This window comes from Citrobacter sp. Cf088 (assembly GCF_030334295.1).
GTDB classification, from domain to species: domain Bacteria; phylum Pseudomonadota; class Gammaproteobacteria; order Enterobacterales; family Enterobacteriaceae; genus Citrobacter; species Citrobacter freundii.
This window is the reverse complement of the sequence record NZ_JAOWEE010000029.1, coordinates 1-14450: the sequence shown is the minus strand read 5'-3', so window position 1 is coordinate 14450 and position 14450 is coordinate 1. Positions and strand designations below refer to the sequence as shown.

Sequence of the window (14450 nt, the reverse complement as noted above, 5' to 3'; positions counted from 1 at the left end):
CCAGCCTTAACCACCCCACTCAAGGCACGATCATGGCAAAAACAGCAGCAGCAGTGCATATCCTTGTTAAAGAAGAGAAACTGGCACTGGATCTTCTGGAACAGATTAAAAACGGCGCAGACTTCGGCAAGCTGGCGAAGAAACACTCTATCTGCCCATCAGGCAAACGCGGCGGTGATTTAGGTGAATTCCGTCAGGGCCAGATGGTTCCGGCGTTCGATAAAGTCGTCTTCTCCTGCCCGGTGCTGGAGCCGACCGGCCCGCTGCATACCCAGTTCGGTTATCACATCATTAAGGTGCTGTACCGTAACTAATAAAAAATCCCGGAGCGTTCAGGCGCCGGGATTTTTTTGCCGGATGGCGGCTACGCCTTATCCGGCCTACATCTGCTGTGCGTAGGTCGGGTAAGCGCAAGCGCCACCCGACATCCTATTTAGCCAGCAACGGCAATGCGTTTCATATCGGTCATATAGCCACGCAGTTTCTGGCCCACTTTCTCGATAGCGTGGCTGCGAATCGCATCGTTCACATCGCGCAGCTGCGCGTTGTCTACCGCACCTTCGGCAATCGCTTTGCCCAGGTCGCCGGTCTGCAGGGTGGTCATGAACTCTTTCAGCAGCGGTACGCAAGCGTAAGAGAACAGGTAGTTGCCGTATTCTGCGGTATCGGAGATAACCACGTTCATTTCGTACAGACGCTTACGGGCGATGGTATTCGCGATCAGCGGCAGCTCGTGCAGTGATTCGTAGTACGCAGATTCTTCGATGATGCCGGAATCCACCATGGTTTCGAACGCCAGCTCAACGCCCGCTTTCACCATCGCAATCATCAGAACGCCTTTATCGAAGTACTCCTGCTCACCGATTTTACCTTCAAACTGCGGGGCGGTTTCGAACGCGGTTTTACCGGTCTCTTCACGCCAGGTCAGCAGTTTCTTATCGTCGTTAGCCCAGTCAGCCATCATGCCGGAAGAGAATTCGCCGGAAATGATGTCGTCCATGTGTTTCTGGAACAGCGGCGCCATAATCTCTTTCAGCTGTTCGGACAGCGCATAAGCACGCAGTTTCGCCGGGTTAGACAGACGGTCCATCATCAGGGTGATGCCGCCCTGCTTCAGCGCTTCGGTGATGGTTTCCCAGCCGAACTGAATCAGTTTTTCAGCATATGCCGGGTCAGTACCTTCTTCCACCAGCTTATCGAAGCACAGCAGAGAACCGGCTTGCAGCATACCGCACAGGATAGTCTGCTCACCCATCAGATCAGATTTCACTTCCGCAACGAAGGAGGACTCCAGCACGCCCGCACGGTGACCGCCGGTGGCCGCAGCCCAGGCTTTAGCAATAGCCATACCTTCGCCTTTCGGATCGTTTTCCGGGTGAACGGCGATCAGGGTCGGTACACCGAAGCCACGTTTGTACTCTTCACGAACTTCAGTACCCGGGCACTTCGGTGCCACCATCACAACGGTGATGTCTTTACGGATCTGCTCGCCCACTTCGACGATGTTGAAGCCGTGTGAATAGCCCAGCGCCGCGCCATCTTTCATCAGCGGTTGTACCGAACGTACAACGTCGGAGTGCTGCTTGTCTGGCGTCAGGTTAACCACCAGGTCAGCCTGCGGGATCAGCTCTTCGTAGGTACCCACTTTGAAGCCGTTTTCGGTCGCTTTACGCCAGGAAGCACGCTTCTCAGCAATGGCTTCTTTACGCAGTGCGTAGGAGATATCCAGACCGGAGTCACGCATGTTCAGGCCCTGGTTCAGACCCTGAGCGCCACAGCCGACGATGACCACTTTTTTACCCTGAAGGTAGCTCGCACCATCGGCGAATTCGTCGCGGCCCATAAAGCGACATTTACCCAGCTGTGCCAGCTGCTGGCGCAGGTTCAGTGTATTAAAGTAGTTAGCCATGATGGTGTACTCCGTGATGTTGTGTTGTGGTGCTTATTATTCGGTTCGCAGATTTGTATTTGCGAGATTGAATCCACATTACAACAGGAAATTTATTGCGGAAATTGATATATTCACAACGTCACATTGCAATTTATGCAACGTAGAAAATCGGAGGCTCGTCTGTGGATTTACGCGATCTGAAAATGTTCCTGCATCTGGCGGATAGCCGCCACTTTGGCCGCAGCGCACGGGCAATGCACGTCAGTCCCTCCACGCTTTCGCGCCAGATTCAGCGCCTGGAAGAAGATCTCGGGCAGCCGCTGTTTGTGCGCGATAACCGTACGGTCACGCTGACCGAAGCGGGCGAAGAGCTGCGCGTATTCGCCCAGCAGACGCTGCTGCAATACCAGCAGCTGCGCCACACCCTCGATCAACAAGGGCCGTCGCTGTCGGGCGAACTGCATATTTTCTGTTCGGTAACTGCGGCATACAGCCATCTGCCACCCATTCTCGATCGTTTCCGCGCCGAGCATCCATCGGTGGAAATTAAGCTCACCACCGGCGACGCCGCCGATGCGATGGACAAAGTGGTCACTGGTGAAGCCGATCTGGCGATTGCCGGTAAGCCCGAGACACTGCCCGGCGCGGTAGCGTTCTCGATGCTGGAGAATCTGACGGTGGTGTTGATCGCCCCGGCGCTGCCCTGCCCGGTGCGTAACCAGGTTTCCGTCGAGAAACCCGACTGGTCGACGGTGCCGTTTATCATGGCCGACCAGGGGCCGGTCCGCCGCCGCATTGAGCTGTGGTTTCGCCGTCACAAAATCAGCAACCCATCGATTTATGCCACGGTGGGTGGCCACGAAGCGATGGTCTCAATGGTGGCGCTGGGCTGCGGCGTGGCGCTGCTGCCGGAAGTGGTGCTGGAAAACAGCCCGGAGCCGGTACGTAACCGCGTGATGATTTTAGAACGCAGCGACGAGAAAACGCCGTTCGAGCTCGGCGTCTGCGCGCCGAAAAAACGACTGCATGAACCGCTGATCGACGCGTTTTGGAAGATTGTTCTGGAACGTAAATCTGCCGACTAGCGCCAGCGTCAGGCCTAAAATCAGTGGTAGATTCAGTATTGGCACTCCTTTTCTGTATAATGTCGTGATCCATTGTAGTGGGGGGCTTGTTAACCATCGCGTTAAGCAGGCCAGAACAGACGGTGTCATTGCGCACTTGACAGCGAAAATACAAACTTAATTAGCCATCATTATGATAATCAAACCAAAAATTCGTGGATTCATCTGTACAACGACCCATCCGACTGGCTGCAAAGTCAACGTGGAAAAGCAGATCGAGTATGTTAAGCAGAACGGGAAAATCGAGAACGGCCCGTCCCGCGTGCTGGTGATCGGTGCTTCCACCGGTTACGGTCTGGCTTCCAGAATTTCTGCCGCCTTTGGCAGCGGAGCCGCCACTATCGGCGTATTTTTCGAAAAACCGGGCACGGATACCAAACCGGGCTCCGCGGGCTGGTATAACTCTGCCGCTTTCGATGAAGCAGCTAAGCGTGAAGGTCTGTACGCCAAAAGCATCAACGGCGATGCGTTCTCTGACGAATGCCGTGATGAAGTGATCAAACTGATAAAAGAAGACCTGGGTCAGATTGACCTGGTCGTTTATTCACTGGCTTCCCCAGTGCGTAAAATGCCGAAAACCGGTGAAATCGTCCGTTCTGCGCTGAAGCCAATCGGTGAGGTTTACACTTCTAAAGCGATCGATACCAACAAAGATCAGATCATCACCGCCAGCATTGAGCCGGCAACCGAAGAAGAAGTGCAGAACACCGTTACCGTAATGGGCGGCGAAGACTGGGAACTGTGGATGGGCGCGCTGAGCGAAGCGGGCGTGCTGGCTGACGGCGTGAAAACCGTAGCCTACTCCTACATCGGTACCGACCTGACCTGGCCAATCTACTGGCACGGCGCGCTGGGCAAAGCGAAAGAAGACCTTGATCGCGCCGCGGGCGAACTGCGTAACCAGCTGGCTCCGCTGAACGGTTCCGCGAACGTTGCCGTACTGAAATCCGTTATCACTCAGGCGTCTTCCGCCATTCCAGTGATGCCGCTGTACATCTCCATGGTCTTCAAGCTGATGAAAGCACAGGGGATTCATGAAGGTTGTATCGAGCAAATCAACCGTCTGATGACCACCAGCCTGTACGGTGACAAAGTGGCGCTTGATGACAACCAGCGTATCCGTATGGATGACTGGGAACTGCGTGATGACATTCAGCAGGCATGTCGCGACCTGTGGCCGCTGATCACCACCGAAAACCTGGCGCAAGAAACCGATTATGCAGGCTACAAGCAGGAATTCCTGAACCTGTTCGGTTTTGGTCTCGACGGCGTGGACTACGACGCTGACGTGAACACCGAAGTCGAATTCGACGTTATCACGCTGTAATCTGCTGATACAGTAGCAAAAAGGGTTCATGTTTTTACATGAACCCTTTTTTAATGGCTGTTGTTAACCCGCAAGGAAGAACCTGAACGCCGGGTTATGCGTTTCATCGTGACAGTCATAACCCAGTTCATTTAGCCGCGTTTCAAAATCAGGCTCGTGTTCCCCCAACTCAAACGCCGCCAGTACGCGACCATAGTCGGTACCGTGACTGCGATAGTGGAACAATGAAATATTCCAGTGCGTCCCCAGGGTATGCAGAAATTTGAGCAACGCCCCCGGCGATTCAGGAAATTCGAAGCTGTAGAGACGTTCCTGTAAGGGTTTCGACGGACGTCCACCGACCATATAGCGCACGTGTAGCTTCGCCATCTCGTCATCAGACAGATCCACCACGCTGTAGCCGCCCTCGTTGAGCAGTTGCAGGATTTCCTTACGCTCTTCCAGCCCACGGCTCAGGCGTACACCGACAAAAATGCAGGCGTCTTTCGCATCGGCAAAGCGGTAGTTAAACTCCGTTACCGAACGGCCACCCAACAGCTGGCAGAACTTCAGGAAACTTCCCTTCTCTTCCGGGATGGTCACCGCCAGCAGGGCTTCACGTTGTTCCCCCAGCTCGCAACGTTCGGAAACGTAGCGCAGGCCATGGAAGTTAACGTTAGCGCCGGAAAGAACATGCGCCAGACGCTCGCCGCGAATATTATGCTGGGCGATGTATTTTTTCATCCCCGCCAGCGCCAGCGCCCCGGAAGGCTCAGCCACCGCACGTACATCCTCGAACAGGTCTTTCATTGCCGCACAAATAGCATCGCTATCGACAGTGATAATATCGTCGAGATATTCCTGGCACAGACGGAAGGTTTCATCGCCAATACGTTTCACCGCTACGCCTTCGGCAAAGAGACCCACACGCGGCAGATCCACCGGATGACCGGCATCCAGCGCCGCCTTCAGGCAGGCCGAATCTTCCGCTTCCACGGCAATCACTTTGATTTGCGGCATCAGCTGTTTAATCAGCACCGCAACACCTGCCGCTAATCCGCCACCACCAACAGGCACGAATACGCGATCGAGATGAGCGTCCTGCTGGAGCAGCTCCAGCGCCAGCGTGCCCTGCCCGGCAATCACCATCGGATGATCAAACGGTGGAACCCAGGTAAAACCCTGCTGCTGTGACAGTTCAATCGCTTTGGCTTTGGCTTCATCAAAATTCGCGCCGTGCAACAGCACTTCTCCGCCGAAGCCGCGAACGGCATCGACTTTGATATCGGCGGTAGCCGTTGGCATGACAATCAGCGCCTTCACGCCTAATCGCGCAGAAGAGAACGCGACACCCTGAGCATGATTACCCGCCGATGCGGTGATGACCCCATGCGCTTTTTGCTCTTCGGTCAAGCCCGCCATCATGGCATAGGCACCGCGTAGCTTGAAGCTATGAACGGGTTGACGGTCTTCGCGCTTCACCAGAATGACGTTATCGAGGCGCGAAGAGAGCTTTTCCATTTTCTGTAGCGGCGTTACCTGTGCCGCTTCGTATACCGGCGCACGCAGTACCGCTCTGAGATATTCAGCGCCCTCAGGAGCACCGGATAGAGGTTGTGAATCCGCCATAGTCATTATCCCCCGAGCTTCGACTTATCGCGCACCGCACCTTTGTCGGCACTGGTTGCCAGGCTGGCGTAGGCGCGCAGAGCAAAGGAGACCTGACGTTGACGATCTTTTGGCGTCCAGGCTTTGTCACCGCGAGCTTCCTGCGCTTCACGGCGCGCAGCGATTTCCGCATCACTCAGTTGCAGTTGAATGCCACGATTCGGGATATCGATTGCAATCATGTCACCATCTTCGATAATCGCGATATTACCGCCGCTGGCCGCTTCCGGAGAAACGTGACCGATGGAAAGCCCCGAAGTACCACCGGAGAAACGACCATCGGTAATCAGCGCACAAGCCTTGCCGAGGCCCATCGATTTCAGGAAGGTGGTTGGGTAGAGCATTTCCTGCATGCCTGGCCCGCCTTTCGGCCCTTCGTAGCGAATGACAACCACGTCGCCAGCCACCACTTTACCGCCGAGGATTGCTTCAACCGCATCGTCCTGGCTTTCATACACTTTTGCCGGGCCGGTGAATTTCAGGATACTGTCATCCACGCCTGCAGTTTTTACGATACAGCCGTTTTCCGCAAAGTTACCGTACAGGACTGCCAGACCGCCGTCTTTGCTGTAAGCATGTTCCAGCGAGCGGATGCAGCCTTCAGCGCGGTCGTCATCCAGCGTATCCCAACGGCAGTCCTGCGAGAACGCCTGGGTGGTACGGATGCCCGCCGGTCCGGCGCGGAACATTTTTTTCACCGCGTCGTCTTTGGTCAACATCACGTCATACCGATCAAGCGTTTGCGGCAGAGTCAGACCCAGCACGTTTTTCACGTCGCGGTTCAGCAGTCCGGCACGATCCAGTTCGCCTAAAATACCCAGTACGCCGCCTGCGCGGTGCACGTCTTCCATATGGTATTTCTGCGTGCTCGGCGCCACTTTACACAGTTGTGGGACTTTGCGGGACAGCTTGTCGATATCACTCATGGTGAAGTCGATTTCCGCTTCCTGCGCTGCCGCCAGCAGGTGCAGAACGGTGTTGGTGGAGCCGCCCATGGCGATATCCAACGTCATGGCATTCTCAAACGCCGCCTTGCTGGCAATGTTGCGCGGAAGCGCAGAAGCATCATCCTGCTCATAGTAGCGTTTAGTCAGCTCAACGATGCGTTTACCCGCGTTAAGGAACAGCGTTTTACGGTCGGCGTGAGTCGCCAGCAGCGAACCGTTACCCGGCTGCGACAGGCCCAGCGCTTCGGTCAGGCAGTTCATTGAGTTGGCGGTGAACATGCCGGAGCAGGAGCCGCAGGTTGGACAGGCGGAACGTTCAACCTGCTCGCTTTGTGAGTCGGAGACTTTCGGGTCAGCGCCCTGAATCATGGCATCAACCAAGTCGAGCTTGATGATTTGGTCAGAGAGCTTGGTTTTCCCGGCTTCCATCGGACCGCCGGAAACAAAGATCACCGGAATATTCAGGCGCAAAGAGGCCATTAACATCCCAGGGGTGATTTTGTCGCAGTTAGAGATGCAGACCATCGCATCGGCGCAGTGGGCGTTAACCATGTACTCAACGGAGTCAGCAATCAGCTCGCGGGACGGCAGTGAATACAGCATGCCACCGTGCCCCATGGCGATACCATCATCCACAGCAATGGTGTTGAACTCTTTCGCCACGCCGCCTGAGGCTTCAATTTGTTCGGCAACCAATTTACCGAGATCGCGCAGGTGGACGTGACCCGGCACAAACTGGGTAAAAGAGTTCACCACTGCGATAATCGGTTTACCGAAGTCATCATCGGTCATCCCGGTGGCGCGCCACAGTGCGCGGGCACCCGCCATATTGCGGCCGTGGGTGGTGGTAGCAGAACGATACTTAGGCATGCTTGATTAACTCCCGTCTGTCTAATAATTGGGACGGTGCGTGCCGTCCCAAATTTATGTTTATTGATTAACCTGATCCAACCAGCCGTATTTATCTTCCGTTTCACCGGTGAAGAGGCCAAAGAAGGCCTGCTGGATGCGTTTGGTGACCGGACCACAGCGGCCTTCGCCCACCTGGATACCATCGACGCTGCGTACTGGGGTGATTTCGGCCGCGGTACCGGACATGAACACTTCGTCGGCCAGGTACAGCGATTCACGGGACAGCACCTGCTCACGCACTTCGATATCGAGATCTTTCGCCAGCTTAATGATCGCGTCACGGGTGATACCCGGCAGTGCAGAAGAGGTAAACGGCGGGGTAAACAGAATGCCGTCTTTTACTTCAAACAGGTTTTCACCCGCGCCTTCAGAGATGTAACCATTCACATCCAGCGCAATGCCTTCCTGATAGCCATGACGACGCGCTTCACTACCCACCAGCAGCGAAGACAGATAGTTACCGCCCGCTTTAGCCGCTGTAGGGATGGTGTTCGGCGCAACGCGGTTCCAGGAAGAAACCATCGCGTCGATCCCCTGTTCCAGCGCTTCAGCACCAAGGTAAGCGCCCCACGGGAACGCAGCGATGATCACGTCAGTGGTGTATCCCGCTGGCGGGTTAACGCCCATCCCCACGTCGCCAACAAACACCAGCGGACGGATATAGGCGCTGGTCAGATTGTTTTTACGAATCACCTCACGGCAAGCTTCCATCAGCTCATCAACGCTCTGAGAAACCGGAAAACGATAGATCTTGGCTGAATCACGCAGACGCTGCATATGTTCACGATGACGGAACACCACCGGCCCTTTGTGAGAATCGTAGCAACGGATGCCTTCAAATACAGAAGTACCGTAGTGCAGCGCGTGGGACATCACGTGAACCTTAGCGTCTTCCCAACGAATCATCTCGCCATTAGACCAAATGTAATCAGCTTTTTTCGTCGTCATTTTTCTTCCTTTTGCGCTCAGGCGCGGATTTGTTGTGATGTGGTTGTGCTCTGGCAGATAGCAACATGTGCAACGTCTACCAGTTTACTTAACTGACTAAACAGTAAGTCGACCGACCGGGGGCTGGCAACGGTCAATTCGATATTTATATTTTGCGCATCGCTGGCGGCTTCCATATTCATGGAGCACACCTGAAAACCGCGATGGCGTACCACGCGTAAAACACGTTCTAACGTTTCCGGATTGAACCGAGCCTCAACGGCGACCTGATGTTGCATCATGATAATTTCTCCAGCATTTCTGAGTTACTGGCACCTGGCGGTACCAGAGGCCAGACATTCTCAAGTTCGTCGATTGAGACATGAAGCAGGTATGGCCCCTCGCTGTTCAGCATGGTGTCGAGTGCCGCTTCAACCTGGTCTTTACGGGTGATGTGTTGACCTGGGATGCCGAAGGCACTGGCCAACATGAGGAAATCGGGGTTATCGGTAAGGGTGGTTTCGCTATAACGTTCCTGGAAAAACAGCTGCTGCCATTGTCGCACCATGCCTAACCGCTGGTTGTCGAGTAAAACTATCTTCAGCGGCAGCTGCTTGCGTTTTACGGTGCCGAGCTCCTGTACATTCATCATGAAGGAACCGTCACCGGAGATACAGATTACCGTATCGTTCGGGCGAGCAACCTGCGCGCCAACCGCAGCTGGCAAGCCAAAGCCCATCGTACCCAAGCCGCTCGAGGTGATAAAATTTTCCGGGCGGGTGTAGGTCATATGCTGCGCCGACCACATCTGATGCTGGCCAACATCCGTTGTCACTACGCTGTCCGCGGGTTTGCGATCGGACAACTGCTTCAACAACAGTGGTGCGTAGATAGCCTCACCGGGATGATCATAGCGCCAGGTATGCTCTGTGCGCAGTTCAGCACTATGCTGAAGCCATGCGTCAATCTTCAGCGATTGCTGCAATGCCGGCAGAAGAGAATTTAAATCACCCTGCAATGCTACGTGCGCCTGGCGCAGCTTGTTCATTTCCGCAGGGTCGATATCCATGTGGATCACGCTGGCGTTTGGTGCGAAGGTATTCAACTTGCCGGTCACCCGGTCATCAAAACGCGCGCCCACTGCAATCAGTAAATCACATTCTTGCACCGCGAAATTTGCCGCTTTAGTGCCGTGCATTCCCAACATACCCAAATAGTATGGGTAGTCAGCCTCTACTGCGCCCAGCCCCTTCAACGTGCAGGCGACCGGCATTTGGGTTACCGCGATAAATTCACGCAGGGCCGGGACCGCCTGCGCCATACCAACGCCGCCACCTACGTACAGGATAGGTTTCTGCGCTTGTGCCAGCATTTTACGCGCCTGCTCAACGTCAGCGTGCGGGAAAACCTCTACGTTTTTGACTGTCGTAAAATACGGCTCCAGCGTACCGCTGGCCAATTGGATGTCTTTCGGGATATCAACCAGAACCGGCCCCGGACGACCGGAATTCGCTACAGCGAAAGCTTCAGCCATGATGCGCGGCAGCTCTTCCAGTGACTGCACCAGGAAACTGTGTTTGGTGCAGGACAGAGACATACCCAGAACGTCCACTTCCTGGAACGCATCCGTTCCGATGAAAGGTGATGCCACCTGGCCGGTGATCGCCACCACAGGAACTGAATCTAACAGTGCATCGGCAAGGCCCGTGATCAGGTTGGTAGCACCAGGCCCGGAAGTGGCGATACACACGCCGGTTTTACCGGTCGCACGGGCATAGCCAATTGCTGCCATTGCCGCGCCCTGCTCGTGTCGGCACAACAGGTGTTCTACGCCGCCGTCATATAACGCATCGTAAACCGGCATAATTGCGCCACCAGGATAACCAAAGACGGTTTGAACCCCTTGTGCACGCAACGCATGTACCACCCACTGTGCCCCATTCATAGTTACATCCCCGCCGGAAATCTTGAGAAACAGAATTTTATGCTACCGTTCACTTTCTGCTCCTCGTGTATGTTTTTAAGGTCAAAAAAAACCCCCGAACCTTTCGGTGCGGGGGTCTTAGTTCGTTAAGGCTTGTTTTCTAAGCCTTTCCTCGTCCAAGTGCAGCCCCGCACGGTGGGATAATAATCACCACCACGCTAATCACGACCAGGCTAATCACTCGTAGAAGGGCTGTCATTTTTGTATTTTCTTGCATCTTGTTCGAAGGAATACCTAAAGAGTTACCATAGAATTTGCAAATGACACAAGATATTTTTTTATTCGTTTTTCTGACGACGTTAACGGTTTAGATAAATATCGTTGTTTTTTAAACAAAAAATCAAAAGTGAAAATATTTCACTTTTCAGGTGATTCTCGGCAACCATTCCCTACTAAAAACGCCATTCAAAAGCGTTTGCGAGCGCTATTCCAGACTTTATGCAATCAGTGTTGAGCTACATAAAAACACGGGAATAAGCCTCTAAAAACCGTAATTATGTGAAATCTTGCCGCGATGTATTGCGACATAATGCTTTCATCAGGAGGGCTTATGTCACTATCGATTGTTCACACACGCGCTGCGTTGGGCGTGAATGCGCCAGCCATTACCATCGAGGTACATATCAGCAACGGTTTGCCTGGTTTAACCATGGTGGGATTACCCGAAACAACGGTAAAAGAGGCTCGCGATCGGGTTCGCAGTGCGGTAATTAATAGCGGTTATGAATTCCCGGCAAAGAAGATAACCATAAACCTCGCTCCGGCCGATCTCCCAAAAGAAGGGGGACGATACGATTTACCTATCGCAGTTGCGCTTCTGGCCGCTTCTGAGCAGCTTACTACCCATAATCTCGATACATATGAGCTGGTAGGCGAATTAGCGCTTACAGGCGCGTTACGCGGCGTTCCCGGTGCGATATCAAGTGCAACCGAAGCCATTCGCGCAGGGAGGAGAATTATTGTCGCAAAAGAGAATGCAGCTGAAGTTGGACTAATACACGGTGAAGGGTGCCTGATAGCCGATCATTTACAGACCGTATGCGCATTCCTCGAAGGTAAGCATGATTTAGACAGACCATCATCGGCAGATTTTACCCCCTGCGCATTAGCAGATGATCTGAGCGATGTTATCGGCCAGGAACAGGGTAAACGCGGGCTGGAGCTTACCGCAGCTGGCGGTCATAACCTCTTACTCATCGGCCCTCCGGGTACGGGTAAGACCATGCTGGCCAGTCGCCTGAGAGGATTGCTTCCGCCACTGAGTAACGATGAGGCACTGGAAAGCGCCGCGATTCTTAGTCTGGTCAATTCCGACACGCTACAGAAACAGTGGAAACAACGCCCTTTTCGCTCTCCGCATCACAGTGCTTCATTAACCGCCATGGTCGGTGGAGGCTCTATTCCTGCGCCAGGCGAGATCTCTCTGGCGCATAACGGCATACTATTTCTGGATGAACTACCCGAGTTTGAGCGGCGCACGCTGGATGCACTGCGCGAACCTATTGAGTCCGGACAGATACATCTATCCCGCACCAGAGCAAAAATCACCTATCCCGCTCGCTTTCAACTCATAGCCGCCATGAATCCCAGCCCAACAGGCCATTATCAGGGGAACCATAACCGCTGTACCCCAGAGCAGACGCTACGCTACCTCAATCGATTATCAGGCCCATTTCTTGACCGCTTCGATCTCTCTCTCGAAATCCCTTTGCCACCGCCCGGGATACTCAGCCAGAACCAGGTAAAAGGGGAAGATAGCGCAACGGTGAAGCAACGTGTTATGGCAGCGCGAGATCGTCAGTATCGACGACAAAATAAGTTAAACGCGCATCTGGACAGTCAGGATATCCATAAATACTGTCCACTGCGCAGCGACGATGCACAGTGGCTTGAAGAAACGCTCGCGCATCTCGGATTATCCATCCGCGCCTGGTTACGCCTGATAAAGGTCGCTCGAACGATCGCGGATATAGAGCAATCTGACCATATCTCTCGCCAGCACTTACAGGAGGCTGTTGGGTATCGGGCGATAGACAGATTACTCATTCATTTGCAGAAACTACTGGCATAAAAAAAGGGCTTTCGCCCTTTTTTATTAATCATCAGATTCGGTGTAATCTTCCGCACCTTCCACCTGAGGTTTCCCACCAGACAGCGTGTGGAAGCGTTTTGGACGCTTAATGCGCGTCATGTATTTGGACCACACACGTTCAGCTTCGGTAACCGGTTCGCGCTCACCACGGCATACCGCAACAAACAGTTTTTCTTCTTCCGTTACCGGCTCACGCTTGCCCAGATCCAGCTCATTGAAAGCATAACCGTGACGCTCAAGCAGTTGTGCTTCTTTAATGGTGAAATCACCATGACGGGAGAATCCGCGGGGATAATATTTATTATCGAAATATCGATTAGTCGTCGTAAAGCTTTCCGCCATCCTGCACGCTCCTAATTCTTTGGCCGAGCTATTTATGGCGCGGAGTATTAGTTACGCTTGACAGAGCGTCAAACAAAAGATTTAAATCATAACGACAAATAATTTTATGGAGCGAGTTGTGGATACGGAATTGTTAAAAACTTTCCTGGAAGTTAGCCGGACACGCCACTTTGGCAGAGCTGCTGAAGCGCTCTATCTGACCCAATCAGCGGTTAGTTTCCGGATCAGACAACTGGAAAATCAATTGGGTGTAAACCTGTTCACCCGACACAGAAACAATATCCGTTTAACCGCTGCAGGTGAAAAATTACTGCCTTACGCTGAAACGCTGATGAATACGTGGCAAGCCGCACGTAAGGAGGTTGCTAATACCTCGCGGCATAACGAGTTTTCTATTGGTGCCAGCGCATCCCTCTGGGAATGCATGCTTAATGGCTGGCTGGGGCGTTTGTACCAATCCCAGGAGCCGCAATCCAGCCTGCAGTTTGAAGCGAGGATCGCTCAGCGACAGTCGTTAGTAAAACAGCTCCATGAACGACAGCTTGATCTACTGATTACTACCGAAACGCCCAAAATGGACGAATTTAGCAGCCAACTGTTGGGATATTTCACGCTGGCGCTCTATTGCAGTTCTCCTTCACAAACCAAGGATGAACTGAATTATCTGCGTCTGGAATGGGGACCTGACTTTCAGCAACACGAAGCGGGATTGATTGCGGGAGATGAAGTGCCGGTACTCACCACCAGTTCGGCAGAATTGGCCAGGCAGCAACTTTCAGTCCTTAGAGGCTTTAGCTGGCTTCCGGTCAGTTGGGCTAAAGGTAAAAGCGATCTCCATACGGTTACTGACAGCACAACCCTTTCGCGCCCGTTATATGCAGTCTGGCTGCAAAACAGCGATAAACATGCACTGATTTGCGACTTGCTGAGAACGAATATTCTGGAAGATTAAAGAAAATACGGGCAAGGATGCCGAGAATAAAACAACTGGAAGGGAAGGCACAGCGCAAATTGCAGATAAAAAAAATCCTTAGCAAGAATGCTAAGGATTGTTTCTGGCAGGGGCGGAGAGACTCGAACTCGCGACACCCGGTTTTGGAGACCGGTGCTCTACCAACTGAGCTACGCCCCTAAATTTTCTTATCATTAAGCCTGCTACTAAGCAGGCTTAATTTTCTAATAAGTGGCGGAACGGACGGGACTCGAACCCGCGACCCCCTGCGTGACAGGCAGGTATTCTAACCAACTGAACTACCG

The 14450-nt window shown here is 53.4% G+C and carries 13 protein-coding genes and 1 tRNA gene; 5 read left to right on the top strand and 9 right to left on the bottom strand.

Features of this window, described 5'->3' with window-relative positions:
* The first annotated feature begins 32 nt into the window (after nt 1-32).
* The gene (gene ppiC / locus OGV71_RS02120) at nt 33-314 is read left to right on the top strand and encodes a peptidylprolyl isomerase PpiC (RefSeq protein ID WP_003017999.1); all 282 of its coding nucleotides are present in this window, start codon (nt 33-35) and stop codon (nt 312-314) included.
* Nucleotides 315-433: 119 nt separating this feature from the next.
* Here ppiC and ilvC read toward each other — a convergent pair whose 3' ends face one another.
* Nucleotides 434-1909, bottom strand: a complete 1476-nt coding sequence (gene ilvC / locus OGV71_RS02115) for a ketol-acid reductoisomerase (protein WP_003844614.1) — start codon at nt 1907-1909, stop codon at nt 434-436.
* Nucleotides 1910-2073: 164 nt separating this feature from the next.
* On the opposite strand from ilvC, the gene ilvY reads away from it, so the two are divergent.
* Nucleotides 2074-2976 (top strand): HTH-type transcriptional activator IlvY, encoded by a 903-nt coding sequence (ilvY, locus tag OGV71_RS02110; protein ID WP_057102263.1) that lies wholly within the window; start codon nt 2074-2076, stop codon nt 2974-2976.
* 172 nt (nt 2977-3148) lie between these two features.
* Nucleotides 3149-4342, top strand: coding sequence for an enoyl-ACP reductase FabV (gene fabV, locus OGV71_RS02105; RefSeq protein ID WP_048220134.1), 1194 nt, complete (start codon nt 3149-3151; stop codon nt 4340-4342).
* 63 nt (nt 4343-4405) lie between these two features.
* On the opposite strand, the gene ilvA is transcribed toward fabV, so the two are convergent.
* From ilvA to ilvL, 6 genes are all read right to left on the bottom strand, one after another.
* Nucleotides 4406-5950, bottom strand: a complete 1545-nt coding sequence (ilvA, locus tag OGV71_RS02100) for a threonine ammonia-lyase, biosynthetic (RefSeq protein WP_003018007.1) — start codon at nt 5948-5950, stop codon at nt 4406-4408.
* Between the two features lie 5 nt (nt 5951-5955).
* Nucleotides 5956-7806 (bottom strand): dihydroxy-acid dehydratase, encoded by a 1851-nt coding sequence (gene ilvD, locus OGV71_RS02095; protein ID WP_003844609.1) that lies wholly within the window; start codon nt 7804-7806, stop codon nt 5956-5958.
* 60 nt (nt 7807-7866) lie between these two features.
* The gene (locus OGV71_RS02090) at nt 7867-8796 is read right to left on the bottom strand and encodes a branched-chain amino acid transaminase (protein ID WP_003018014.1); all 930 of its coding nucleotides are present in this window, start codon (nt 8794-8796) and stop codon (nt 7867-7869) included.
* 17 nt (nt 8797-8813) lie between these two features.
* The gene (ilvM, locus tag OGV71_RS02085) at nt 8814-9077 is read right to left on the bottom strand and encodes an acetolactate synthase 2 small subunit (protein ID WP_003018017.1); all 264 of its coding nucleotides are present in this window, start codon (nt 9075-9077) and stop codon (nt 8814-8816) included.
* On the bottom strand, nt 9074-10720 hold the full coding sequence (ilvG, locus tag OGV71_RS02080) for an acetolactate synthase 2 catalytic subunit (protein ID WP_204583145.1): 1647 nt from the start codon (nt 10718-10720) through the stop codon (nt 9074-9076). The genes ilvM and ilvG overlap by 4 nt, the downstream gene beginning before the upstream one ends.
* A 139-nt stretch (nt 10721-10859) precedes the next feature.
* Entirely contained in the window at nt 10860-10958 is a 99-nt protein-coding gene (ilvL, locus tag OGV71_RS02075) for an ilv operon leader peptide (protein WP_001311244.1), read from the bottom strand.
* Nucleotides 10959-11309: 351 nt separating this feature from the next.
* Between ilvL and OGV71_RS02070 the strand changes: the two genes are divergently transcribed.
* Entirely contained in the window at nt 11310-12830 is a 1521-nt protein-coding gene (locus OGV71_RS02070; protein WP_204583146.1) for a YifB family Mg chelatase-like AAA ATPase, read from the top strand.
* A gap of 24 nt (nt 12831-12854) precedes the next feature.
* Here the strand turns inward: OGV71_RS02070 and maoP are convergent, their stop codons facing one another.
* Nucleotides 12855-13193, bottom strand: coding sequence for a macrodomain Ori organization protein MaoP (gene maoP / locus OGV71_RS02065; protein ID WP_003018025.1), 339 nt, complete (start codon nt 13191-13193; stop codon nt 12855-12857).
* A 106-nt stretch (nt 13194-13299) separates the two neighbouring features.
* Here maoP and hdfR point away from each other — a divergent pair, with 106 nt between their 5' ends.
* Nucleotides 13300-14145, top strand: coding sequence for an HTH-type transcriptional regulator HdfR (hdfR, locus tag OGV71_RS02060; RefSeq protein ID WP_085952510.1), 846 nt, complete (start codon nt 13300-13302; stop codon nt 14143-14145).
* Between the two features lie 104 nt (nt 14146-14249).
* Here the strand turns inward: hdfR and OGV71_RS02055 are convergent.
* Nucleotides 14250-14325, bottom strand: a tRNA-Trp gene (locus tag OGV71_RS02055).
* Nucleotides 14326-14450 lie beyond the last annotated feature (125 nt).

What these genes read in the sequence shown, in the direction of transcription:
- ppiC (WP_003017999.1), top strand. Translation starts at nt 33, where the DNA reads ATGGCAAAAACAGCAGCAGCAGTGCATATCCTTGTTAAAGAAGAGAAA.
- hdfR (WP_085952510.1), top strand. Translation starts at nt 13,300, where the DNA reads ATGGAGCGAGTTGTGGATACGGAATTGTTAAAAACTTTCCTGGAAGTT.
- ilvD (WP_003844609.1), bottom strand. Translation starts at nt 7,806, where the DNA reads ATGCCTAAGTATCGTTCTGCTACCACCACCCACGGCCGCAATATGGCG.
- ilvM (WP_003018017.1), bottom strand. Translation starts at nt 9,077, where the DNA reads ATGATGCAACATCAGGTCGCCGTTGAGGCTCGGTTCAATCCGGAAACG.
- ilvC (WP_003844614.1), bottom strand. Translation starts at nt 1,909, where the DNA reads ATGGCTAACTACTTTAATACACTGAACCTGCGCCAGCAGCTGGCACAG.
- ilvG (WP_204583145.1), bottom strand. Translation starts at nt 10,720, where the DNA reads ATGAATGGGGCACAGTGGGTGGTACATGCGTTGCGTGCACAAGGGGTT.
- OGV71_RS02070 (WP_204583146.1), top strand. Translation starts at nt 11,310, where the DNA reads ATGTCACTATCGATTGTTCACACACGCGCTGCGTTGGGCGTGAATGCG.
- ilvA (WP_003018007.1), bottom strand. Translation starts at nt 5,950, where the DNA reads ATGGCGGATTCACAACCTCTATCCGGTGCTCCTGAGGGCGCTGAATAT.
- OGV71_RS02090 (WP_003018014.1), bottom strand. Translation starts at nt 8,796, where the DNA reads ATGACGACGAAAAAAGCTGATTACATTTGGTCTAATGGCGAGATGATT.
- maoP (WP_003018025.1), bottom strand. Translation starts at nt 13,193, where the DNA reads ATGGCGGAAAGCTTTACGACGACTAATCGATATTTCGATAATAAATAT.
- fabV (WP_048220134.1), top strand. Translation starts at nt 3,149, where the DNA reads ATGATAATCAAACCAAAAATTCGTGGATTCATCTGTACAACGACCCAT.
- ilvL (WP_001311244.1), bottom strand. Translation starts at nt 10,958, where the DNA reads ATGACAGCCCTTCTACGAGTGATTAGCCTGGTCGTGATTAGCGTGGTG.